We start from the raw sequence: 21,498 nt of genomic DNA on the forward strand, positions 1-21,498 counted from the left end.
TGGGAGTCGGGTCGCAGCCGATGGGGTCGAAGACCCCTGTGGGTGGGAGTGACCCCTCGGGGCTGCGTTCGGGAGCGCGGAGGTTGGGAGGGGGCAGGGGGACAGGAGACGCGACGCTCCGGCGAGTTGGGAGGAGTTCAGGACGACGAGGCGGAGGGGTAGGGAGGAAGGAGGGCCTGGTTGAGATGGACCCAGGAGGAGAGCCACCGCCCGGCGTCGTACCAGAGATGGCGATAGCGCAACGAGCGGGTCGAAGCGTCCGCTGCATACACGCGTCGGATGCCCCAGACCTCTGACCAGGCGGCAGCCTGATGCAGATGACCGCAGAGCAGCACGTCGCAGCGGCTTGAGAGCAGGTGCAAGAGGGCGTCGGCGTCTTTGAGCCGCAGGCTGGGATCGTCGCTCATCGGGTGATGGTGAAGCGCCACGATCACCTGGTCGCCCCGCTCGCTGGCGGATTGACAGGCGAGTGCGAGGGCCATGCGCTGAGGGTAGCCGAGTTGGCCTGTGGCGAGTTTGTTGTGGCCCTGGTTGGAGTCGCAGAGAATCAGGGAGAGGCTGGCTGCGCGGTAGACTCGCGGCCAGCTCAGCTCCGGCGGCGGTGCGCCGGCACTTTGCGCCAGCCACTGCAGTGCCATCGTCCGGTAGCGCTCACGTCCGACCAGTCCCATCCAGGCCACGTCGTGGTTGCCCGGGCAGGCCACCACCGGGATGTTTGCGGCGCGAAGTGGCCGGAGCAGCGTCTCGGCCTGAGTCCAGAGCCCGGGGTCGGGCGTATCGATGATATCGCCGGTGAGCACGACGAGGGTGGGGGTGTTGCGAAAGCGCCAGGCGATGTGGTCCACCAGGCGTTGGGCGTTTCGCAGCGTGGTGGCATCGCGCAGGTGGAGGTCGCTGAGGTGGATCACATTCGGCGGCGAATCTCCGGGCAGAGCAAGTCTGAGTGTGGAAGAGGTCATCGTTCCTCCCATTCGTTGCGCACCTCCAGGCGTCGCTGCCCTTCTTGGAGTTGGGCAACTTCGAGTTGCAGCCTGGCGATCTCGTCGTCCCGGGTATCCAGGGCTCGCTTGAGCACCAGGCGTTCGGCTTTGAGATGTTCCAGTTCATCCCGGACGCGTCGCAGTTCCTCGCGGGTTTCTCGCAGCTCTTCTCGCAGTTCGTCGCGGAGCGACTGGCCGGCCAGCAGTTCACTCTCGCGGTGCTTGCGCCAGGCGGCCATCACCGCGCCCCCCAGCGTGACCAGCGCTCCCAGCAGGGCGGTGCCCAGATGTGTGAACAGGCGTTCCCATTCCATCATCTCCCTCCCGAGATCCGGGGATCTCTGCCGCCCAGGGTTTGTTTACGGGCGCTATGTCCGGAGGCAGCCACCGCGCCGGCCCCGATGCCCATCATCACGGCCTCGGGGGGGCCGACCTGCGTCAGCCAGGGCAGATGAGGCGCGAGCAGCGGAAGTACCGCCGGTCCGGAGATGCCCCCCAGGAGCAGAGGCATCATGGGCAGGGCTCGGGCCCAGCCGGGGTGCTCGCGCACCCCGGGCATGCGCTGGATGGCCTCGATCACCGCAAAAATCGCGGTGGACCATCCTGTGAAGATCATCAACGCGCTATCCATCAGCAGACCTCCTCAATGTGTTCGGGGCGAAGTCGGTAGATGCGTCGCACATCGCGCAGGGGGCGTTTGCCCCGAATCACGCCGCGTCCCATCTCTTTATCCGGCCCGAGGGGGCCCACCGCGTTGGCCTCCACGGTGTGAACCGTGTCGCCGGCGGCGTGGTGGACGATGGCGAAGTGGTCGCCGTAGGGCCGGGGGGCGCGAGAGCGGGTGCGCAGGGTGATGATGTCGCCGGGGTGCAGGGCGGCCTCACCAGGCTCGAGCGGAGGAGGGGCGGCGACGCCGGCGCGGGCCCAGTGCCGGGCGCTCTGGGCCCGGAAGGTCGAGGGCAGCACCAGCTCGGCGATGCCTGGCCGCAGACGCACCGGCACGCAGCGCTCCGGTTCCAGGTGGTGGCCCAGGTGCAGGCCACAAAAGGCCACGAAGAGGCCGCAGTACTCCAGGTGCGGCGAGGCGCGGCGGAGGTCTTCGTCGAAGGCGCCACCGGCGTGTTGATCGAGGTGCCACTGCCAGCCGCAGTCGCGGAAGTAGCGGCTGATGCGCGTGGCGTCGCGGCGGCACTCCACGCCGCGCTCCCACTCGGAGAGCGCGGCAGAAAGCAGAGCGCGGCGAAGCCGCGCGCCTTCGGTGGGGATAAGGGGCATGATCGCCTCCGAAAGGGTGCAAGAAATGAAAAAGCCCCGCCGAAGCGGGGCGAGGAGAGGGTGGGGGGATGTGGGGATCGCCGGGCTAGATGCCCCAGTCGGCGGCCAGCTCTGCACGCACGTGTGCCAGCTCCGCCGGGGTCAGTGCGCGGTTGAAGAAGAGCAGGTCGTGTACGAGCCCGCCGAAGAGCCGACCCAGCAGGCCAGGCTCGTCACGTGGCGCAAATAGGGTGTTGTGCGGGCTCACCTGCGCTACCATGGTCGATTGCTGAACGCCCGCCTTGATACCGCTCGTATCGGACACGACAGACACGATGGAGTACCCAGAAGACCACACCCCAGACACCGATCTGCTGATCGCGTACCCATAGAGCTGTAGCGCATCATCGGGATATGTGGTCAAACCCCATCTGCCCGTATCAAGAGTCGCAATGTCGCCCCAGACGGCCAACTGCCTTACGCCATCCTGAGACTGCTTGTTCACCAGTGCGACGACCGTGACTCCTACCAGAGGGTCGCTAACAGCCTCAGCCGGGATCTGCATCGCGGACCTTTGCTCCGCCGAGAACAACACCCCTTGAGCGCTAAATTCATAGGTCGGACTCACCTGATACTCGTCTGGAGCGAGCGTCATCATGTCGACCAGTGATGGCAACTGACCCGACGTGTCGCCCCACTCCGCCACCGGCGCGCCATCGGCCAGACTTAGCGTGCGCGCGTCGTAGCGGGCAAGGCCACCGGCGATGTTAAAAAAGTGGTCTACGTCCACATCCGGTCTCCTTCGCGGCGGTGAACGAACGACTGCCTGAGCGAAGAGCCCCGAGGTGCCGGGGCTGACGATGGCGTCACAATACAGGTTCATTCCAGCACCCCCGGGCCCACGGCGACATGGACCAGGCCATCGGCGTCGGCGATTTCGATGTAGAGCCGGTCGAAGCCCGCCGTGTCCACGCGTTCCACCATGCCCCGGTGGTCCAGCATGAACTCGCCGCGTGAGGCCTGCACCCAGGCTGATGGTTTGGCGGCGTTGGCGATGCCGCCAGGAAGCAGCCAGACGCGCGCGGTGCATTCGGTGGCGTCGGCGTGGACCGTGATATCCCCGTAGGTTGACGTCGTCGTGATCATGAAGTCTTCGGGGCCGAGCCCGCGCACGATGACCTCTCGGGCGTCGGCGTCGTATGTGGCCTGCACCAGAGGCTGCAAATTCACATCGGCGTTGATGCCTTCTGCGAGCTTACTCAGGGTCGTTGCTTCATTGTTGTAGGCCCCCTGGTCCACGTCGATGCCATTGATGGTAGCCGTGTAGAGAGCGCTCTTCGAGAAGCTTAACCTGATGCGAGCTGTTCGATAGTGCGCTTCCTCGCGGGGCGCCACATACACCAGCGTCTTCATCGCGCCGCTCAGTGGTACGCCGGCCGAGAGCGCGGCAGGGGGGCCATATGTGGTGGATTGCGAGCGCCATTCGGGCCGGCGACCGGCGCCGAGTACGCCCAGGCGGTTGAGGGTTTCAAAGAGTCCCATGGTGTTCTCCAAAAAAAAGACCGCCCGGGGGCGGTCTGGCGTTTTAGTCGAATCCGTAAGAGGAGTAGAGCGCAAGGATGAATGGAGCGTTTCTAGACGTTCCACTGCTGCTTGTTATTTCAATGTAAATGGTGGTCTCGTCGTCAGACGGGTTAATGATGGAACGATACGTTGCAAAGTGGTCGCTTTGTGAAGAGAAATTCATTTGTGGAGTGATTTGGATGAAAGGGAAAGTGATTTGTGTTGGGATTTTTACAATGTAGTGCCCTTGCGATGTTCGATCTACGTGGCTAACGCGCGACGTTGGAGTTAAGCTGAAAAAGCCTTGTCCATCCTCATGAACAAGGATGAGTACCTTGGGTGTGTTGCTTCCTTCAATCTGTTCGGTCGCATATAGGTTCCCGATGAGGTTCATGTTTACCTTCCCGTCGGAAGAGAAGGTGCTTATGTTTAAAGAGGCTGAGTTGGAGGTGGGATCAATGTCGGACGCGTAAATGTCTACAACCTTTGACATGTTGCTAATGAGTCCAATGTTTTTTGTCTGGATCTCATCGGAAATGAAGCGCGTAAAACTGGATGGGTTTATGTCAGTGCATCGATGGGTGATTTCATGAACTCGATCGATAGAGTCTCTGTCAAGAGTGACTTTAAATTCCCCTCCTTCGCCCCAGTTGATATGCTCCTTAAGATTGACCTTCGGCGCACTCAACTCCCCGCTCCCCCCATCATGCACATGGTTGTCGCTTTTGTTCGCCAACCACTTCACCCACCTCCCCACCGTCCTCCACATCCAGTTGATTTGTTGCGCCGCAGGCACAAAGCCAAAAGGAAAGCCCGACGGCCGCAACGCGTCGGGCTCGTCGACTTCGGCGCCGGGGTCTTCGGCCCACTCGATCTCTTCGGTTGGTCTGTTCATAGAATCCTCGCGTAGGCGCCGACGTTGAAGCCAGGGCCGGTATCAAAAGAAAAGGCGCCGGAAGGCGCCTCGATTAAGACAAGAGCAATGCCGGCGGGGCGAATGCTTTCGATGAAGGTGCGAATGTGCCGGCGTTGGGTGTCGCTTAAGGGCTCGGAGGGGGCTGCCACCAGGGCAAAGGCTCCCGCGGTCAGCGCAAATAAACGCACGTGCTCGGCGCCGGTGATCAGGCGCCACAGTTCGATAAAGTCGTCGGCGACGCCCGAGACGTTGTTGGCGGTGATCCTGGCCTTGATGAAAGGGCGGTAGGAGTCGTCGCTTCGTTCCCGGCGAGGTTCGCCGACCACCTGCCCCCAGCGTTCCAGGGCCTGGCCCCGAGTGTGGTCGACGTTGTTGGTGAGCAGGGTGTCAAAGCCCAGGTCTTCGGTGTGCTGTGCCGAAGTTGCGAGCGCGTTGATGAGCGCCTGAATCCGGGGAGAGGTACGAAATTGGGCCAGGGTGATCGCCCGGGTGCGCTCGGGGTAATCTGGGATGTAGGTCAGTTCACTCATAGGGGGGCTCCACTGTGAGAGAGGTTCAGTGCCACGGTGGGAGAGGTGTTGCCCGAGGTGGCGACCTCCACGCTCAGGTCGAGCGCGGCTCCCTCCTCCAGGCGCACTTCGCCGGAGAGCCGAATGGTGTCGTCGACTTGCTCCGCGCGCAGGGCCCTGACCTCGAGAATGCCCGGGATGGATGCGATGTCGTCTCGCACCCGGGCGGCCATGGCCTCCAGCGGTGGCGAGCGTTGGGAGCGCCATCGCAAGAAGGGCAGGCCGGCGCGACGATCCAGGAGCCACTCGCCGCGAAAGGTGCTCAGGCGCATGCGGATGCGCTGGGCGATGAGCTCGGGGCCCTCAATCAAGCGCGTGTGCTCGGGGAGATCCCCGTCGACGAGTTGAACGTCGGTAAACATGGTGTCCTCCTGAAAAGCCGAGGGCCCCGTAGCGGGGCCCTCGGATCGATATGGGGTGTGCAGGCTCCAGACGTCACCGACGCGCCCACTATCCCTGCAGGATGGTGGGCACGCCGGTGGTGGCGACCTGATAGGGTTCGACGTCCACGTCGGCGTCCACCCCGTCGAAGAGCACCTCCACGCCGGTGACGCCGTCGAGCTTCGCCAGAGCCACGATCAGCGGTAGACGGTGCACCGTCTCGCCCACGCGCAACGCACGGAAGTGGGCCTGGATGATGTTGGTGGTGGCGTCCACGACAACGCTGGTCAGGTTAACCCCGGTGAGCGTCACGATGACGTCGACGGGGACCGCTTCGCTGTAGCTCCATTGCACGACGTTCTGTGCGCCGTCGGCGGTGGTCACCGCCCAGGATTCGTCGTTGCCGGCGGTGCGTACCCCGGCGCTGAGGGTGGTGTAGAGCACCTCGGCCACCTCGCGCTTCTGGTCGGCGTCCTGCAGTGAGCCATCCGAGTTTTTGCCATAGATGTACACCACCACCGTGTGGGGTGGTGCCGTGACTCCGGCGATGGTTTTGGTGCTGTTGGATGGGTTGTCGAACACCTCGGCGCTTTTTACGAAGTCGAGCGCGAGCAATTTGCCGCGGATGGCGGCGCAGCTCGATCCGCCCTGCACCTGGAGCGAGAGCTTGCGGCGCTGACGCAGCTCGGAGTCGGTCTCTCGTTCACGCCCGGCGGTAGCTTTCTGGGGGTTGGTCACGCTGAGCCAGCCGGCGACCGGGGTGATGATCTTTGTGATGGTTTCGGCGTCTGCGTTGATGTTGCCCACCTCTTCGGAGTGGGCGTCGACCTGCGCTTTGCCCTGCCCCTCCTGCTCGATGAGGGTGACGGCCTGGTCGGTGATCCAGCGCTGGCGCGCGTTGTCTTCGACATGTTGGCCGGCGGGTACCGTGACGCCCACATCGCCGGTGAGCTCCAGGGTGACGGTGGACGCGCGCGCCGGGATGCGGGTGACGTAGGTCAGGGCGCAGAGTTTATCGAGATGCACTCCCGAGGCACTTTCCGGGTCCTGCGCGTCGTAAACGGCATGCAGAAGCTGCGCGTTCTGGTCGAGCTGCTGGGCCATCAACGCGGTGATGTTGCCCAGGAAGGTGTCGCGTCCCCAGTCGAGTTGAAGGCCGGTCTCTGCCTCGTACTGGTCGCGAATCAAGGTGAGGTAGTCGGCGAAGCGAGGGACTTCGAGGCCCTGATCGCTCAGGCCCCAGGGGTGGTCAGCCATGGTGGACTCCGTATCTATGAAAAAGGCTCGCTGTGAGAGCGCCTGAATGATTGGGAAAGGGGGATACAGCGCTTACTGAACGATTCCGGTGGTCTCGACGGTTTCGCCGATCGGTCGGTTATCGGCGTTGTTCACCTTCAGTGGCATGATCGTCAGGTTGTTTTGTATTTCAGCCACGAGAACCTGCGCCATGTAGTGAAGTAAATTGTAGAGTTCAGGTGAAGGTGTGGGTTTGTACATGTCTCGTTGTTCTTCTTCGAAATATGTGTAGCGTTCTTCGGCGTCGCCAAGGATGGTGTTGTAGGTGTCTTTAGCAAGGCGTTCAGCAGAGAGGGGCATGGTGGTTTTCCTGTTATGAAAGTCTAAAGAGAGAAGGTGATCGCGCTGGCGGTAGAGCCGGATGTGGTAGAGGGAGCATTGGGGTCGGAGCCGCCGATTAGCATGGTCGGGTCGACTAGTGTTTTCATAGTCGGACCAGGCGAAGCTGGGATCGCGGGCACAATGTAGGCGTGTTCATGGGTCCGGATATAATCTTCGATGGCGTTAAGTCGGGTCTCCACATGCTTGGCGATCGCCAAAGCCTCGGTTGCCTCAGCATGACCAATTCGCACCTTCTCCCCCCGAATCACCCGCGCATCACTCGCCACCGCATCACCCGGCAGCTGACCCCGCGATCGCACGGGCGTCGCCACCGCATCCGACAACGAAAACCGGCGCACGTCGGCTGGCGTGACGAGCTCGCCCTCGGTCAGCAGCCACTCGTCGACGCTGCGTTCGGCGAAACTGAGCCAGACTTCGTCGCCTCGTTGTAAGGGCCAGGTGTCGCTGTAGGCACCGCCGCCGCCGGCGGGCCAGGCGATGGGCACGTTCGGCAGGGGAGGGGGCTCGTAGGGCACGCGTTCGCCGGTGTCCGGGTCGCGGCGCGAGAAGCGGATGGGGATGCGCACCTCCGCGGTCTGGGTGGTGGCGTCGTAGCTCTCAATCACGCCCGGTAGCGAGGTATGCACCCGGGCAAGTTCGCTGCGAACGACCTGTTGCAGCACATCGATAAGTTCGGGATGGCGCTCACTCATGTCTCTCTCCCGGTGATGACGGTATAAAACGAGGTATCCCACCCCGAATCAAAGGTGTGTTTGACCTCGGTGGCGATATAAGTCCCCTGGTAGTCGCGGCTCTCCACGATGAAGCGGCGGCCGGGGCGAATGCGTCCATCGAGCAGCGCGGTGACCTCCAGCCCCTTATCCAGGGGGCGCGGCGAGCCGATCAGGTTGCCGTTGGTGGCCGAGACCACCACGGCGACCTCGCCGGTGTCTTCGCCCGAGGGAAGCACCTGCAGCAGCCCGTCTTGAATCGACCAGCGCACACCCAGACGTTGACAGACCTCGTCGAGCGCATCGCGCGCCGGCAGGGAGAGTGTAAGCCCCCGTGGCCAGCGCGCGTCGCTCTCCACGCGCACGGTGCCCAGCGGAACATTCAGCGCGTCGGCCAGCGTGCCGAAGACCTGCTCCGCGCTCACTTCTGCCGAGAATGAGGTGTCGACCCGCGCCTCACGCAGGCGCCGGCCGCCATCCTGCGCCTCGATGCGCAAGACGCGGTCCACCTCATCATGCGAGAGCTCCACACCTCCGCGATTGATGTCGCCGGCGAAGATCAGCCGAGGAACCTCATAGCCGGCCAACACCCGCATCATCGTGCCTTCGCGCTGCGCGAACGCGAGCGCGTCTGGCGAGGGGTTGTAAATCGACACCGCCGCCGTATTTGCGTTGCGGCCCCTCGACTTTTTCACCTCACCGCTGATCCGCAGCTTCGTAAACCGGCGCGCGCTCTCGCCAGGCACCCCGAACTCGACAATGACCTGTCGCATAAAACTCATGGCACCTCCTCGTTGCTCTCAACAGACACAATGAAGGCATCGGCGACGTCTTCGACCTCGGGCGTCAACACGTCCAACTCGACGTAGTACTCGCGCAACGCCTCGCCCAGGTCTTCGCGACGCGGTTCGTCCGGGCCACGGGCGTAGATCAGCCCGTCCACGCCCAGCACCTCGGGCCCCGCCACCACCTGCTGACCCACCAAACGGCGCCCCAGCAGCAGCGGCTTCTCATCGCGATCGAAAATGTCCACGTACCAGGACCCGGTGCGCGGCCGATAAGTGCGCTGGTAACGGAGCACCTTTCCACTGAGCGTCAGCGTCATGATGTGTTTAGGAAACTCGGCGAAGGTTGGAAGTCGTTGGATCATGTTAGTTCCTGCCAAAAAAGTCGAAAATAGTGGCCAATGCAGATTTCAGTTCGGGCTCTTCAATGACCTTCTTTTGCTCAGGCTCGGGACACTCCTCCAACAAACACTGGCCAAGTTCTTTAGTTGGCGGTTCAGTATCAGTAATTTCTGCGCGCGGAAGGGTTCGTGTCTCAACCTTCGCAATACGCACTTCTCTCAATGTAATGTTGAAAACAAGGTTGCGAAGATGCGTGACATCATAGGGCCAGCTTTCAAGAAGCCAGGGCCCCGACCGTGCGTGTCGTGATTCAAGCTCGAGAAGCTCGGCGTTCTCGCCAGCGTCGTTGAGGAAGCGAAGCGCCTGGGTAATGCGATCGCCTTCTGCTCCGCCTTCGCCAACGAAGGAGTCGGAAACGATTCCGGTGATGGAAACTTGAAGATGCTGGTGTCGGGCGTGGTCCGAAATCGTCACGCCTTCTTCAACCGGGTGGTCTGTGATTTGGTTTGACGTGGACCAGCTCTGGGTGGGAGAGGCGTCAAAGGTCAGCGACTCTCCGTTGGGTCGTACAAGTGTGACGCTCATAGTTCACCTCCGGCAGTCGCTGCCTGCGTCTGGCGTAGTGCTCGTCCCATGCCCTGTTGAGCGCCACGTGCCACCTCGTTTCCAATGTCAGCCGGGCTGGCGGAGCTGCCCTCGACGTGCACGTTAACTTGCGTAGAGGCGTTCTGGGTCTGAGGACCCACGCCAGGAGAGCGAAGATTGGCTTCTTCATCGGGAGCAAAGGCATTGCTGACGCGCGAGAGCATACCCTGGCCGGCGTCAAGGATGGCCTGGCCAGGATTGGTCAGCGCATTTTTTGCTGTTTCAAAGGTGTCGAGCACGCCTTGAAAACTTTCTTTCAACCAGGTGAGCGGTCCTTCGAAGGCTTCGCGTAGCTTTTCTCCGGCGGTATTCAGAAGGTTGAAAAGGTTGTTAACAAACCCGTCCCACTCGGCCCTAAGCCCTACCAGGACATCGGAAAGGGTCTGTTTTAAGTTGTCCCAGAGTACGTTCCACCCTTCGGTGAGTAGAGTAAAAACCAGAGGGAGTTGGGTGAAGAACTCAACAAAAGAGTTGAATAGGCCGTTGATAAGGTTTCGGCCATGGGCGACCAGAGCGTAGAAGTCTTCGATGATGCCATTGATGAGGTCTTTGATGTAGTTTTTGACCCCGTCGACCATCGAGGAGAAGCCGGCAATGATCCCGTTAATCGCGTCTTTGACGCCGGTGACAAGATTATTCCACATCTGTTTTACGAGGGGGCCGAACTTCTCGAGAAAGCGCCCCAGCATGGAATCGCCACCACGTAGAAAGACGATGACGTCTTCAATGGCCAGCGCCAGACCTATGATGAGCGCTGTGATCATGGCACCGATGATCAGGGGTTTCGCCAGAGCGATCGCCGCCACCAGTCCGACTGCTTTAAACGCGGCAATCACAGCGGTGAGCGAGGTCCAGAGTGCGCCGACCTTGGACGCCACCACAAGAAATCCCAGTCCGGCCAGAGCGATGGCGATTCCATCAAAGATCGTCTCCCATCCGCCAATCTTTTGCACAAAAGCGTCGAGGTGATCGAACTGGTTTCTCAGCACCTCAATGGCATCACCGATGGCCTCGGCCCAGACATCAATCTTGCTGTTGATGAGCTCGCGATTGGTGTCGAGCCAGCTGTTGAGACGCCGAAGCAAGGCGAGGACGGAGGGCATGATTCCGGCGACAAGTGCGTTTTTGAAGCGGTTGATCGTGCCCTGAATGCGATCGAACTCTTTGTTGAAGATGTTGAAATGGGAGATGGCCTCGTCAGAGAAGACGGCTCCCATCGGCTCGGCCTCGGCGGCGAGTTTGAGCATCTCAGGATCACACTTTTCCAGGAGTGCCAGGGTTTCCTGAAGATCTTTGCCACTCTTGGAGCTGGCATACATTGCCTGCTGGAGCCGCTCGACGGTGACTCCGTATTGATCCGCCTGTTTGCTGACGTCTCGAACAGAATCCGCTGCTCCTTTAACCATATCGAAGAGCGTGGTTCCTGCTTTTTTGAGACCTCCCCAAACCGTGTTGAAAAGGTCCGTGGCGGCTGTTTTTAGCTCTCCGAGTGATGTTTTGAATGTGTCGAGGGCTTCTTTTTGTTTTTTAAGACCACCTTCAACCTCGGAGTTTTTACCGTCCTTTTGGGATTCTTTTGGGTTGTCCTTGGCGGGGGCTTCGGTCGTATTTCCGGTCACACGAACGACGACCTCCGCTGTGACGGAACGAATTTTTTTGAGCGTTTTAGATGTAACTTTGAGCGCCTTATTAATGGCTCTCAGGGCTCGGAGCGCCGGGAAGAGGGAGGTCGGGTCGAGCACATCCCCCAGAGTCAACTTTTTTTTGGCCATAATCAGGTTGTCCGAGGGTTAGGGGGCGGGCGTTCGATCGCCGACCACACGTCGAGGACCCGCAACGCGTCGGTGAGCTGGCGCACCGACCAGCGTTGCTCAATGTCCAGGAGGCTGTCGTTGTATTTGCCGCTCGTGGCGATGGAATGCAGCCACCAGTCCACGCCGCGAGCGCGCGCAAGCGCGCGCTGGACGTGCAGGCGCGGTGTGGACTGGGGCGCGTTCATTCGCTCGCGAGCGATGCGGTAAAACCCAGAAATCCGTTGATACGGATGACCTGCACGACGGCTTTGAGCATCTCCAGATAGTTTTGCTGGTAGGCCAGATCGTAGTTGCCCTGCTCGCCAAGCGCTTTGCCGTCGCGCCGGGTGTATTTGAGGAGGTCGCGGATCAGGCGGGTGCCATCGACCTCGGCGATGACCCGTCGCAGATCGCCGGCGATGGCATGCCACTCGATGTCGCCCAGCTCCGCTCCCAGGGAGGAGAGCTCGGTGTCGGCGCCGAATTCTCCCTCGGCAAAACGATTCATCATGTCGGCGAGTTTGGACTCCAGCAGGCGGCCCAGGGGTTCGGCGGCCAGCGACATGACCTGCAGGACCAGGCGAGTGCCCTCGCCGGCCGGGTGGGGCTGAATGTGGTAGGAGTGGGGGGTGCCTTTGGCGTCGACAATCGTGAGTTCATTCATGGTGTTCTCGTCGGTTACTGGGGATTAAAAGCGATGAAGGGGGGGACAACGAAACAGGGCGCGACGCCGTGCGGGCGCCGCGCCCTGAGAAAAGACGCCGGATTCGCGCCTCCGAAAGGGCACGAACCTGTTTCTCTTAGAGGGCGGTTTCCGGCCCGCTGACTTCGGCGTAGGGCAGCAGCACGCGGATGGTGCGCTCCTGGGCCTGTTTCTGCTGCGTGGGATCGGAGCGGGTCTTGAACACGGTGTACGCGCAGGCAACCCGTTCGCCGGTGCCGGGATTGCTCAATTCGAAGGGCAGCTCTTCGATGTTGGACTGGGCCTGCTGGGCACGCATCAGCGCCATCAAGCGGGCGTATCCGGCCGAGGTCTGCATCACGGTGATGTCGGCATAGAGGCGACGGTCGTTGGTGCGGCTGAAGGTGACCTCGCCGTCGGCACCGACGACGTCTTCACCGATGTCGGAGCCCCATTCGAATTCGATCCCGCCTTCTTCGCCGAAGCCACCGATGAGCTGGCCGCCAATGGAGAGAACGGTCTGTTTGAAGTCGTGCGTTTTGAGAATCTGGAAGTTCATGATTAGTCCTCCTGATGGATGGCGGTGCGCTGGAAGTTGAAGGTGAAGTCAAAGGTGCGGGCGCCGACCGCAAGCTGAGCGCGACCGGTGGCGCGGATGCGTTGCGCGTCGATGTCAGCCTGGGTGGGCGCGATGAACACGACCTCGGTCTGGTCGGGGATGAAGTGCCCGGCGGCCACACCTTCGGCCAGTTGGGCTTCGACCAGGGGGCGAAGGATGGAGATGCCCTGCTGGCCCAGAGGGATCTTCTGACCGCGGGCCGAGATGTTGATCTTGGTCTGCGCCACGCGCTGCTCCAGGCGCAGGGCAAACCAGTCGCGGGTCAGAAGTTCGTAGATCGGGCGCCCCGCCAGGTTGACGCCCGGATCGACGAAGGTCTGGACCGGGCCGTAGGGCAGGACCAGGTTGATGTGATTGCCCATCGCCGCGTTGCGCTCGCCACTGCCCATGGGGCTACCGCTGTAGGGTTTCACGCCGAAGATCCGGCAGTCCCAGGGCGCCGAGAAGGTGTCCGGGTTGAAGGCCAGACGGTTGGCCAACCAGGCCAGATCGGCCGCCTCACTGTCGTCACTGTGGTAGACGACGACGGTGCGCTCGTTGACCGCCAGGTTCTCGTAGGCCACCGGCAGCCCCGCGCTGAGCAGGCTCTGATCGCTGGATTGCGCCACAAAGAGCATCGTGCGCGCCTCGGCAAACGCGGCGGCTTCGGCGATATCGGCTTCCAGGCGCGAGTCAATCGCCAGGCCGTACCACAGGTTGTCGGCGGCCTCGATCGCCAGCAGGGCGTCGGCGTAGGTTTCCGCCGGATCGTTGGACTTAAGTCCGAGTTTGATGAGCGAGGGGCGAGGCTGCTGGGCAAAGGAGGACTTCAGGCGGTAGGCGATGCCCGCGCTGATCGTGCCCTGGGTCAGGGCGTCGTCCACCTCGCGCGCCGAGGAGAAGCCCATGACGCGGTTTTCGGGGGCGACTGCGACGTCGGTTTGCGCGACCAGCAGGGGGATGCCAAAGCCGGCCTGGGAGGGCGAAGGAGCATCCAGGATGATGTCGATGGAGATGTTTGAATCATGCGTTGCGGCCATTAATCTGCCTCCAGGGTGACCATGAGTGGGTCGGTGAAGTGAGGATCGGCGTCGAGTTCGACGTCGATGACCAGGCGCTCAAAGTGGGGCTCGACATCGGTCGAGCTGAGTTTGAGCGCGTAATGGAGCGCGAATTCGCGCTCAAAGACCGGTGCGGGGAGTTCCGCGAGGGTCTCATCGTTGACCGGCGTGGTGGGGCCGGTGCTGGAAAGGGTGATGGCGAGGGCTTGAAGCTCTCGCTGAAGTGCGGGCAGGCTCAGGGCCAGCGAGCACTGAGAGAGGAGCGCCGCGCCTCCGGGGCCACAGACCCGCAACACTCCCGTGGCCGAGCGCTGGCCGACGACGCGGGCTTGCATCGCCTGGTTGGCGTCGAGCTCGTAGTGGAGCTCGTCGGTGCCTGCGGAGCGGTCGAGCTGGGGGAGTCGCACCATGAAAAAAGGCGCCTCCGGCCAGGGGGCCGTGGCGCCGTCGAAGATCACGCGCTCCGGGGCGAGTCCGGTCGCGGCGACCACCCAGGTTCGGGTGGCTTCGAGAAGGTCATCAGGAAATGTGTGTGAAGTCATCGTAGTCACCTGCCGGGTTGGCGTCGTTGCGTTGTCCCTTCACAAGGAGTCGAGAACTGGACGTTTGAGCAGGTGTCGGGTGGGGATGCGCCCGTGTTTATGCGGTCGATCGAGGGTGGGACAGGCGTTCAGGTGTCGTCTATGCGTCCGACGACGCCACCTCTTCCAGGAGCCTGACCGCGCGCATCGTGGCGCGCAGTTCGCGAACCTCGTGTTCGCGCTCGCGCAGCCGTCGCGCGATCCATTTGCCGCCGTCGGGCATCGATCTCAGGTCGCGCACGCGCTCGTAGAGGCGCAGCGCCGTCGAAGGCGGGCGCCCGCCGGCGTAGCCCGCCAGGCGGGCGGCCTCGCGACTGCCCGAGCCCTGCAGACGAGCGATGACGTAGCGTTCGGCTTTGGTGCTCATTGTTCCTCCCCCCTCTTGCTGGCGACGGGCTGGCGGGCCAGAAGCTGGCGTTCGGCCAGCGCTTCTTCCACCACTCCGTCCACGCGTGCGACCTGGCGGCCGACGGTGGTCTTCGATCTTCCGGAAATCTCGCGGTAGGCGCGGTGATGTATGCGGACCTGGCACCAGACGTCCCAGTCATCCTCGCTGGCGCGGTCTCGAGCGGTGGTGAAGGCGGCTTCCAGCTCCCATTTGGTGCTCAGATCCCGGATATGACCGGGCTCTGGAGGCGGGGTGTACTGGATAAACAGTCCGACGCTTCGGTAGTCCAGAGCCGAGCATCCCGCGCATTGCAGGGCGATGCGCAGGTAGTGTTCAACGGCGTGCTCGGCGCTGACGTAGCGCGGGAGGCGTTCGATGCGAAGGGCGTCGGTGGAGAGGGTGAGGCTGTTGTCGATGTACATGTTCAGGCTCCTGATGGAAGGTGGGCTGGAGGCTGTACATGTTTTCAGTGTTTCGGTGGGCTGTCAGGAGAAGTAACGTTACTCCGTGAACTCGAATTCGAGTCGGTCGATGATCAGGGCGCGGGCTCTGAGGAGGGCGTCCAGCGGAAGGTGCTCCTCGCTGGCGAGCGCCCGGAGCTCATCTTCATTCAGAGCTCGGACGTAGGGCCCCGCGACAAGTAGTAGCAGCACCGCTCGCCGCACCTGGTAGGGGTGCGGATCGGTCAAAAGTCGATCCCCCAGTTGTTTTAGCGTTGTATCCCCGACCATCATCACCTCAGTCATCTGAACTGATGAGCAGGATATCGCCCTTCAAGGGTAGGTCAACTGCGAAGCGTGGCGAGGGTGTTCGTATGACGATAAAAGAGCGCGATCGTGGCGGTGGGCCGGCGTCGTCGGCTGGTCGGGGAGCTTAGCTCTTGGGAGGAAAGACCAGCTTCAATGCCCACTCGACCGAACCCAGGCGTTCGACCCAGGGACCTGTCACCACGGTATTCCAGTGCTCGCGAACCCAGTTTTCCGGCAGATTTGCCCGGGTGATCAGTTCGTGGCTGGTCAGGGCGACCACCCCCGAATCCGGATCCAGGAACGCCGGAAGCGTGGTCAGCATCAGCGTGATCTCTGGGGAAAGTCTGGCCAGAGCAATGGCATTTCGCCAGGCGTTGGCTTCGGCGTCGCTTCGTACGTGAGAGCACTCAAGGCGTAGGGATTCCACCGCCTGGCCAGCGGCACGTTCTAGCAGAGCGCGGACACTGCACTGGAGGGCACGGGCGATCTCGGGGAGGCGATCTTCGGGAGGAGGTTGTCGCTCCCATCGGGAGATCGTCATTTTTGAGACGCCGATCGCGTCGGCCAGCTCTTGTTGCGTGAGTCCGCGCTGCGTCCTGATGTCTCGGATGGCGAGGCTTAACATGAGCAATGGCCTGGGAAATCTGGCGAGGAGGAACGCGCGGGCACCGGATCTCGATAGTACGCAGGTCCTGATAAAGCAACCGTCCTTTGACATGTAACGTTACTAACGGTACATGTGTTCAGGTCCGACGCCTTCGGGTCAGATGGGCAATGACACTGTCTTCATATCAGGTGCGCTGAAGGAGGATTTATGACGAGGAGACACAAGGCAAGGGTGAGCCCGCGGTCGCTGGCTGAGGTTCGGAGGGCCCGGGGCTGGACGCAGCGTGAACTCGCCGCGCAGCTCGGGGTCTGCAGTACAACGGTGAGTGTCTGGGAGCGGCGAGGATTGCCGGCCACTCGTCTCACTCAGGTGGCGGAGCTTTTGGGGGTGGACAGCGCCGAGCTGCTGGCGGGTCAGCCACGGGCTCCGCGCTCCCAGCCGAGGGCCTCCTGGGTGCCGGCCGGACAGCTGGCCCATGCGCGGATGGAACGCGATGCGTTACGCCGGGCCTACGAGGAGCTTTCCGAGGATCTCAACGCCACGATCGTGGTGTTGGCCGATGCGCTGGAGTTTTACGCGGACTACGGCAGCTACATGTTGGCCGACGAGTCACGGCTTCGCCTGCATCGCGGGGGATATCGGCGCGCGATTCTGGAGGACGGTGGTTTGCGAGCTCGTCAGGCCCTGGGAGAAGATCTCTGAGGGGGGCAGGCTCATCATCAAGAAACGAAAAACCCCCGAAGTCTTTGGGCTTCGGGGGTTACGAACTTGGCACCCCGGGCGGTACTTGCCACCCGGAGGGCTCGTAAGTTGTTGATTTTATTGAAGCGGGTGATGGGATTTGAACCCACGACCTTCAGCTTGGGAAGCTGACACTCTACCACTGAGTTACACCCGCGAAGGTTCAGGTAGGATAAGCGACCTACTCCGGACGTCAAGTTTAAAGTGCAGGGTCAGGAGACAAGATCGGAGATTTCGCGCAGCGTGTTCCCGGCAGCCTCTCGGAGTGCGTGGCTGAGGGTGTCTCGGCTCAAAAGCTCGTTGAGGGTCTGGTGGGCCTGGTCGCCATGTCCCAGATCCCGTTCGCAGAGCGCGATCTGGTAGGTGGCGGCGTCTGCGGCCTCCGGGTCGTCGGTGGCCTGTCGGAACTCGTCGAGCGCTTCGTTAAAAAGCCCCATCTCGCGGTAGGCGATGCCCAGCTCCATGTTGGAGTTGACCACGGTGGAGAAGTCGGGGGCCGGGACCTTGCCGGTGGGGTTGGCCGCGCTGGGGTTGAACTTCTGTGAGAGGCTGCGCGCCCCAAAGGGGTTGTCGGCCGCGCCCAGGCCGCCGCGCACCTGCATCAGCTGGGCGCGGCGCTTGGCCAGGCCCGGGTGATGCGGGTTCTGCGCTTCGAAGGCGGTGAGGGCCTCGGCAGCCTCGTCGGTGAGCCCCTGTTGGATGAAGAAGTCGATCTCGGCCATTTCTCCCATCGGGTCGTCGCCGCCAATGTTGACGTCGCCCCCGGAGACCATGTCGCCGAAGAGGTCCTCGAAGATGTCGTCGGCTTCCACATCGGCGAAGAGGGCGTTGACGCTGGGGGCATCTGCGACCGGCGCGTCGTCGAGGGCCGAGAAGTCGAGGGCGTCGAGGTCGGCCACATCGTGGCCCAGCTCCATCTCGACCACGTCGTCGGTCTCAAAGGCCAGCTCATCGTCGGAGACCACGCTGGAGGCGGCGCCGACCTCATCGAAGAGGCCGATGTCGATCTCCTGGATGTCGGAGAGCTCCAGGGACTCCACATCGTCGAAATCATCGAAATCTTCGATGTCTTCGAAATCACCAAACTCTTCGATGCTCTCGATGTCGCCCATCGAGAGGGGGTCGGCGGCGTCGGTGGGCTGGTCGAGGCCGGTCTCCAGGGCCTCGTTGGCGGTGCCAAAAGCCGAATCCAGCGTCTCCAGCGCGGCGCTCACCGCGTCGGGAGCGTCGAACTCTTCGGAGGGAGGCAGAAAATCGACCACCGAGTCGTCGAGGAAGAGAAGATCGTCTTCGTCGTCGGGGGGTAAGGGCTCGACAAACTCGTCGATGCGCTCGACGTCGACCTGGACGGTGCCCGGCTCCTCGGTGGCGTCGACGACTTCGAGGGCGTCGATGGAGATCTCGGCGATGTCGTCGCTGGTCGGCGGCGTCGTGAGATCCAGTCCCAGGGCCTGCGCGCGGACGTGCACGGCCCGCGGGTTGGGCGCGACCTCCAGGGCCTCATGCAGGAAGTCGTAGGCGCGCAGCGGGGTGTCGACGGTGAGCTCGGCCAGGGTGATCAGCGTGCGGTACGCGCTCTGCCGATCCCCGGTGGCACGCGCCAGATCGAGGAGCTGCTGATGGGCCACCAGGCTTTGAGGGGAGCGCTCCAGCGCGGCGTTGATCGCGGCGATGGCTTTGTCGTAGAGGCCGTACTTCAAAAAGACCTGACACTCGCTGAGCATCTGCCGGACTTCGCTTTCGCTGACCGGCTGGCGTGGGAGCGGCTCGATCTCCACGAGCTCCGGGGCGCTCTCTTCGTCGAGAAACTCCACCTCGTTGGTGATGTCGACAAAGGCCTCCTCCGAGGAGGTCTGCGGCGCCGGCGCGGTTGCGGTCGGAGCCGAGGGCGCGGTCGGAGCCGAGGGCGCCGGGGTTGGCACCGACGAGGCGTAGGCGGCCGGGGCCAGGGCCGGCTCGGGCTCGTCATCGAGAAACTCGATGTCGTCGAGCTCGTCGAGATCGTCGTCGAGAAACTCGACCTGGTCCGTCTCGTAGGCCGGCACCGGGGTGTGCTGCGCCGCGCGCCGCGCGCCGCTCTCCTGGGAGGATGCCCCCGCACCCAGGGCCTCGCGGGCCCGGGCGTTGGAGGGATCGAGGCGCGCGATACGACGCCAGACATTGGAGGCATCGGCCTCTCGGTGGGCCGCAGTGTAGAGCGCGGGCAGCGAGAGGAGCACCAGGACGGCTTTGTCATCACGCCCGAGGCGCTCGAAGGTGTCGCCGAGCATCTCCAGGGTTTCGATATCTTCGGGAAGCTCCCGAAAGAGCATCTGCAGGTGCTGCAGGGCGCTTTGCTCGTCGCGGCGATCCAGGTGCAGGCGCACGACCCGCTTGCGCAGGTCGTGGCGTTGCGGGGTCAAAAAGAGCATGCGCTCCAGCACCTGCAAGAGCTCGTCGTGACGCCCCTCGTCATCGAGTTTGGTGGCGCAGAAGCTAAAGGCATCCAGCGCCTGATCGTTGAGACCATCGCGGGTGTAGCGTTCGGCCAGTTGAATGCGCAGGCCCACATCCTCGGCGTCGATGCGGACCATGTGTTCGAGCATCTGACGCTGCCGCTCGGCGTCACCGGCCTCTTTGTACATGCGCTGGGCCTGATGAAAGGAGCGCAGCGCGTCTTTGAGCCGGCCCAGCCGGAAGTAGCACTCACCGATGGCGTGATGCAGGGCCACGTCGTCCTGATCCAGGCGTTGGGCCTGTTTGTAGACGGCGATGGCCTTCTCGTACATGTCCTGCTGGGCGTAGCGGTCGGCCACGGTTTTGTACGAGGTGAGCGCCTCCTCGATCCGATCGAGTTTGACGTAGAGGTCGCCGCATTTCAGCAGCGCGCGAAGATCGGAGGGATCGTCTTCGGCCAGGAGCACATACTCCTTGAGGGCCTTATCCCAGTTGCCCTTGCGGATGTGTTTCTGAGCCGCGGTGAGCACTTTGTTACGGTTGATCGACACGAGGAACCCTGGCTCGTCGTCAGACGGGAAAGCCCCCGGCCCGGTCTCTATGGCCGCCCGGGTACAGGTCTTGAGGGCTTTGAGGAGGAGGGCCCCGACAAAAAGGGGCCCGGCGTAGTACATCCGGGGCCGATGGGCGCTCGCCCACCGGCCCCACGTCCGACACAAAGCTTAAGCCGGACGATTTATTTTCGAGGCGTTATTTGTTGACGCGCTCCACAAATTCGCCGGTGCGGGTATCGACCTTCACGAACTGGCCCATCTCCAGGTAGAGCGGGGCCTGAACGACGTGGCCGGTCTCCAGCGTGGCGGGCTTGGTGGCGCCCTGCGCGGTGTCGCCTTTGAAGCCCGGATCGGTCTGGGTGACTTCCAGGATCACAAAGGTGGGCGGCTCCACGCTGATCGCGTTGCCGTTGTGGAAGAGCACATCCACTTCCAGGTTGTCTTTGAGGAAGGGAATGACGTCGCTGACGGCATCTTTGCTCAGGCGAAGCTGCTCGTAGGTGTCGGTGTCCATAAACACGTAATGGACGTCTTCGGGGTAGAGGTACTGCATGGTGCGCGATTCGAGGTTGGGCGTATCGACCTTGTCACCGCTGCGGTAGGTCTGATCCAGGACGCGACCGGAAACCAGGCTCTTGATGCGGGTTTTTACAAAGGCCACACCTTTGCCGGGCTTGACGTGCTGGCAGTCGATGATGACGTAGGGCTCACCATCGACCTCGATTTTAAGGTTTTTACGAAAGTCCTGGGTGCTGATCATGGAGTCGCTCTCAGTGCTGGGTCGGTCCCTTCATTCAGGGGCGTCGTCGGGTGGAGAGGGGAGATTCTGACGCATGCTCCCGGCGCCAACGCGCCGGGAGCCTCATCAAAAGCCCCGAGCCTTTCAAAACGTGTGGGGCGGTCGGGTGACCGCGCGGTGGCGCCCAATCAGCGCATCTCGCGCTCCACAAAGGGGGAGATCAGCCGCAACATGGTCTGGCCACGGTTGACGTTCCCTTCCACGGAGAGGGCGAGAATAAGCAGATATTCCTCGGCGACCACCTTGGCCAGCGCCGTGATCGTGCCGGCGGTGATGCTCACCTCGTTGACCTCGCCCACATCGTAGATCTGCAGGCGACGAAACTTGTCGAGGAGGTTGCTCAGTTCAATGGCCACCGCGCTCATTTGTGGCAGCTCTTCGTCTTTGTAGACGCTGTCAATCGGGATGCCGTCAAAGCCAATGAGCAGGCAGCCGATGGCGCCCTCGACGTTGTTGACCACACTGGTCAACTTTTGCTTGAACATGAAACCTCCAGAAGTGGCAAACCCCTCGGCCTGGCCCGGCCAGGAGTGCTCGCGGCGGTTGGACGGGGCAACTTTCCAACAGAGGGGCGTTCAAGGTCAAGAGCCTACCGCGTGCGCCGGGCCGCTGTACAGCCGCTAACGCGCCGCGTAAGGCGGGGTTCGTTGCTTGAGGACGCGCCGCTATGATACCACCGGCGCCCCTGAGTGCCCTGCGCGCGCTTTGGATGTGTTTTACCGAAGG

At 62.5% G+C, this 21,498-nt stretch carries 29 protein-coding genes and 1 tRNA gene; 1 reads left to right on the plus strand and 29 read right to left on the minus strand.

Going from position 1 to position 21,498, the window contains the following annotated elements; all coding sequences use genetic code 11:
* Positions 1 to 137 precede the first annotated feature (137 nt).
* The 25 genes from DL240_RS09105 to DL240_RS09225 form a co-directional block, all read right to left on the minus strand.
* Complete coding sequence (locus DL240_RS09105) at positions 138 to 959, minus strand: metallophosphoesterase family protein (RefSeq protein WP_158542455.1); 822 nt, start codon at positions 957 to 959, stop codon at positions 138 to 140.
* Complete coding sequence (locus DL240_RS09110; protein WP_111729565.1) at positions 956 to 1,294, minus strand: hypothetical protein; 339 nt, start codon at positions 1,292 to 1,294, stop codon at positions 956 to 958. The genes DL240_RS09105 and DL240_RS09110 overlap by 4 nt, the downstream gene beginning before the upstream one ends.
* Complete coding sequence (locus DL240_RS09115) at positions 1,294 to 1,611, minus strand: hypothetical protein (RefSeq protein ID WP_111729566.1); 318 nt, start codon at positions 1,609 to 1,611, stop codon at positions 1,294 to 1,296. Before DL240_RS09115 ends, DL240_RS09110 begins: the two co-directional genes overlap by 1 nt.
* Complete coding sequence (locus tag DL240_RS09120; RefSeq protein WP_111729567.1) at positions 1,611 to 2,255, minus strand: hypothetical protein; 645 nt, start codon at positions 2,253 to 2,255, stop codon at positions 1,611 to 1,613. Before DL240_RS09120 ends, DL240_RS09115 begins: the two co-directional genes overlap by 1 nt.
* An 85-nt stretch (positions 2,256 to 2,340) precedes the next feature.
* Positions 2,341 to 3,024, minus strand: a complete 684-nt coding sequence (locus tag DL240_RS09125; protein WP_111729568.1) for a hypothetical protein — start codon at positions 3,022 to 3,024, stop codon at positions 2,341 to 2,343.
* 89 nt (positions 3,025 to 3,113) lie between these two features.
* A complete protein-coding gene (locus tag DL240_RS09130) occupies positions 3,114 to 3,776 on the minus strand; it encodes a hypothetical protein (protein WP_111729569.1) in 663 nt (220 codons plus the stop codon).
* Positions 3,777 to 3,819: 43 nt separating this feature from the next.
* Entirely contained in the window at positions 3,820 to 4,692 is an 873-nt protein-coding gene (locus DL240_RS09135) for a hypothetical protein (RefSeq protein WP_111729570.1), read from the minus strand.
* A complete protein-coding gene (locus tag DL240_RS09140) occupies positions 4,689 to 5,243 on the minus strand; it encodes a hypothetical protein (RefSeq protein ID WP_111729571.1) in 555 nt (184 codons plus the stop codon). The genes DL240_RS09135 and DL240_RS09140 overlap by 4 nt, the downstream gene beginning before the upstream one ends.
* Complete coding sequence (locus DL240_RS09145; RefSeq protein ID WP_111729572.1) at positions 5,240 to 5,644, minus strand: contractile injection system sheath initiator; 405 nt, start codon at positions 5,642 to 5,644, stop codon at positions 5,240 to 5,242. The genes DL240_RS09140 and DL240_RS09145 overlap by 4 nt, the downstream gene beginning before the upstream one ends.
* 88 nt (positions 5,645 to 5,732) lie before the next feature.
* The gene (locus tag DL240_RS09150) at positions 5,733 to 6,920 is read right to left on the minus strand and encodes a baseplate J/gp47 family protein (RefSeq protein WP_111729573.1); all 1,188 of its coding nucleotides are present in this window, start codon (positions 6,918 to 6,920) and stop codon (positions 5,733 to 5,735) included.
* Positions 6,921 to 6,992: 72 nt separating this feature from the next.
* Positions 6,993 to 7,259, minus strand: coding sequence for a hypothetical protein (locus tag DL240_RS09155; protein WP_111729574.1), 267 nt, complete (start codon positions 7,257 to 7,259; stop codon positions 6,993 to 6,995).
* Between the two features lie 23 nt (positions 7,260 to 7,282).
* The gene (locus tag DL240_RS09160) at positions 7,283 to 7,993 is read right to left on the minus strand and encodes a Gp138 family membrane-puncturing spike protein (RefSeq protein ID WP_111729575.1); all 711 of its coding nucleotides are present in this window, start codon (positions 7,991 to 7,993) and stop codon (positions 7,283 to 7,285) included.
* Entirely contained in the window at positions 7,990 to 8,793 is an 804-nt protein-coding gene (locus DL240_RS09165; protein ID WP_111729576.1) for a hypothetical protein, read from the minus strand. The genes DL240_RS09160 and DL240_RS09165 overlap by 4 nt, the downstream gene beginning before the upstream one ends.
* The gene (locus DL240_RS09170; protein WP_111729577.1) at positions 8,790 to 9,161 is read right to left on the minus strand and encodes a phage baseplate plug family protein; all 372 of its coding nucleotides are present in this window, start codon (positions 9,159 to 9,161) and stop codon (positions 8,790 to 8,792) included. The genes DL240_RS09165 and DL240_RS09170 overlap by 4 nt, the downstream gene beginning before the upstream one ends.
* Position 9,162: 1 nt before the next feature.
* Positions 9,163 to 9,723 (minus strand): phage baseplate protein, encoded by a 561-nt coding sequence (locus DL240_RS09175; RefSeq protein WP_111729578.1) that lies wholly within the window; start codon positions 9,721 to 9,723, stop codon positions 9,163 to 9,165.
* Positions 9,720 to 11,555, minus strand: coding sequence for a phage tail protein (locus DL240_RS09180; RefSeq protein WP_111729579.1), 1,836 nt, complete (start codon positions 11,553 to 11,555; stop codon positions 9,720 to 9,722). Before DL240_RS09180 ends, DL240_RS09175 begins: the two co-directional genes overlap by 4 nt.
* Positions 11,556 to 11,557: 2 nt before the next feature.
* Positions 11,558 to 11,782 (minus strand): hypothetical protein, encoded by a 225-nt coding sequence (locus DL240_RS09185; protein WP_111729580.1) that lies wholly within the window; start codon positions 11,780 to 11,782, stop codon positions 11,558 to 11,560.
* On the minus strand, positions 11,779 to 12,240 hold the full coding sequence (locus tag DL240_RS09190; RefSeq protein ID WP_111729581.1) for a phage tail assembly chaperone: 462 nt from the start codon (positions 12,238 to 12,240) through the stop codon (positions 11,779 to 11,781). Before DL240_RS09190 ends, DL240_RS09185 begins: the two co-directional genes overlap by 4 nt.
* 136 nt (positions 12,241 to 12,376) lie before the next feature.
* Positions 12,377 to 12,817, minus strand: a complete 441-nt coding sequence (locus tag DL240_RS09195) for a tail tube family protein (protein WP_111729582.1) — start codon at positions 12,815 to 12,817, stop codon at positions 12,377 to 12,379.
* A gap of 2 nt (positions 12,818 to 12,819) precedes the next feature.
* A complete protein-coding gene (locus tag DL240_RS09200; protein ID WP_111729583.1) occupies positions 12,820 to 13,896 on the minus strand; it encodes a DUF3383 family protein in 1,077 nt (358 codons plus the stop codon).
* Complete coding sequence (locus DL240_RS09205) at positions 13,896 to 14,459, minus strand: hypothetical protein (RefSeq protein WP_111729584.1); 564 nt, start codon at positions 14,457 to 14,459, stop codon at positions 13,896 to 13,898. Before DL240_RS09205 ends, DL240_RS09200 begins: the two co-directional genes overlap by 1 nt.
* A gap of 139 nt (positions 14,460 to 14,598) precedes the next feature.
* Positions 14,599 to 14,865, minus strand: a complete 267-nt coding sequence (locus tag DL240_RS09210; protein WP_111729585.1) for a hypothetical protein — start codon at positions 14,863 to 14,865, stop codon at positions 14,599 to 14,601.
* Positions 14,862 to 15,308 carry a hypothetical protein gene (locus DL240_RS09215; protein ID WP_111729586.1) on the minus strand — a complete coding sequence of 149 codons (447 nt, stop codon included), beginning with the start codon at positions 15,306 to 15,308 and terminating at the stop codon, positions 14,862 to 14,864. The genes DL240_RS09210 and DL240_RS09215 overlap by 4 nt, the downstream gene beginning before the upstream one ends.
* A 78-nt stretch (positions 15,309 to 15,386) precedes the next feature.
* Positions 15,387 to 15,632: a hypothetical protein gene (locus DL240_RS09220; protein WP_111729587.1), complete on the minus strand. Its 246-nt coding sequence runs from the start codon at positions 15,630 to 15,632 to the stop codon at positions 15,387 to 15,389.
* 127 nt (positions 15,633 to 15,759) lie between these two features.
* The gene (locus DL240_RS09225) at positions 15,760 to 16,353 is read right to left on the minus strand and encodes a helix-turn-helix domain-containing protein (protein WP_347342246.1); all 594 of its coding nucleotides are present in this window, start codon (positions 16,351 to 16,353) and stop codon (positions 15,760 to 15,762) included.
* A gap of 96 nt (positions 16,354 to 16,449) precedes the next feature.
* On the opposite strand from DL240_RS09225, the gene DL240_RS09230 reads away from it, so the two are divergent.
* Positions 16,450 to 16,944, plus strand: coding sequence for a helix-turn-helix domain-containing protein (locus DL240_RS09230; RefSeq protein ID WP_111729589.1), 495 nt, complete (start codon positions 16,450 to 16,452; stop codon positions 16,942 to 16,944).
* A gap of 124 nt (positions 16,945 to 17,068) precedes the next feature.
* On the opposite strand, the gene DL240_RS09235 is transcribed toward DL240_RS09230, so the two are convergent.
* The 4 genes from DL240_RS09235 to DL240_RS09250 form a co-directional block, all read right to left on the minus strand.
* Positions 17,069 to 17,140 (minus strand) — tRNA-Gly (locus tag DL240_RS09235).
* A 55-nt stretch (positions 17,141 to 17,195) separates the two neighbouring features.
* Positions 17,196 to 19,970, minus strand: a complete 2,775-nt coding sequence (locus DL240_RS09240) for a tetratricopeptide repeat protein (RefSeq protein ID WP_158542456.1) — start codon at positions 19,968 to 19,970, stop codon at positions 17,196 to 17,198.
* Between the two features lie 199 nt (positions 19,971 to 20,169).
* Positions 20,170 to 20,733 carry an elongation factor P gene (efp, locus tag DL240_RS09245; protein ID WP_111729591.1) on the minus strand — a complete coding sequence of 188 codons (564 nt, stop codon included), beginning with the start codon at positions 20,731 to 20,733 and terminating at the stop codon, positions 20,170 to 20,172.
* A gap of 167 nt (positions 20,734 to 20,900) precedes the next feature.
* Positions 20,901 to 21,257 (minus strand): roadblock/LC7 domain-containing protein, encoded by a 357-nt coding sequence (locus tag DL240_RS09250; protein ID WP_111729592.1) that lies wholly within the window; start codon positions 21,255 to 21,257, stop codon positions 20,901 to 20,903.
* Between the last annotated feature and the right edge of the window lie 241 nt (positions 21,258 to 21,498).

Source organism: Lujinxingia litoralis (genome assembly GCF_003260125.1).
Taxonomy (GTDB): domain Bacteria; phylum Myxococcota_A; class Bradymonadia; order Bradymonadales; family Bradymonadaceae; genus Lujinxingia; species Lujinxingia litoralis.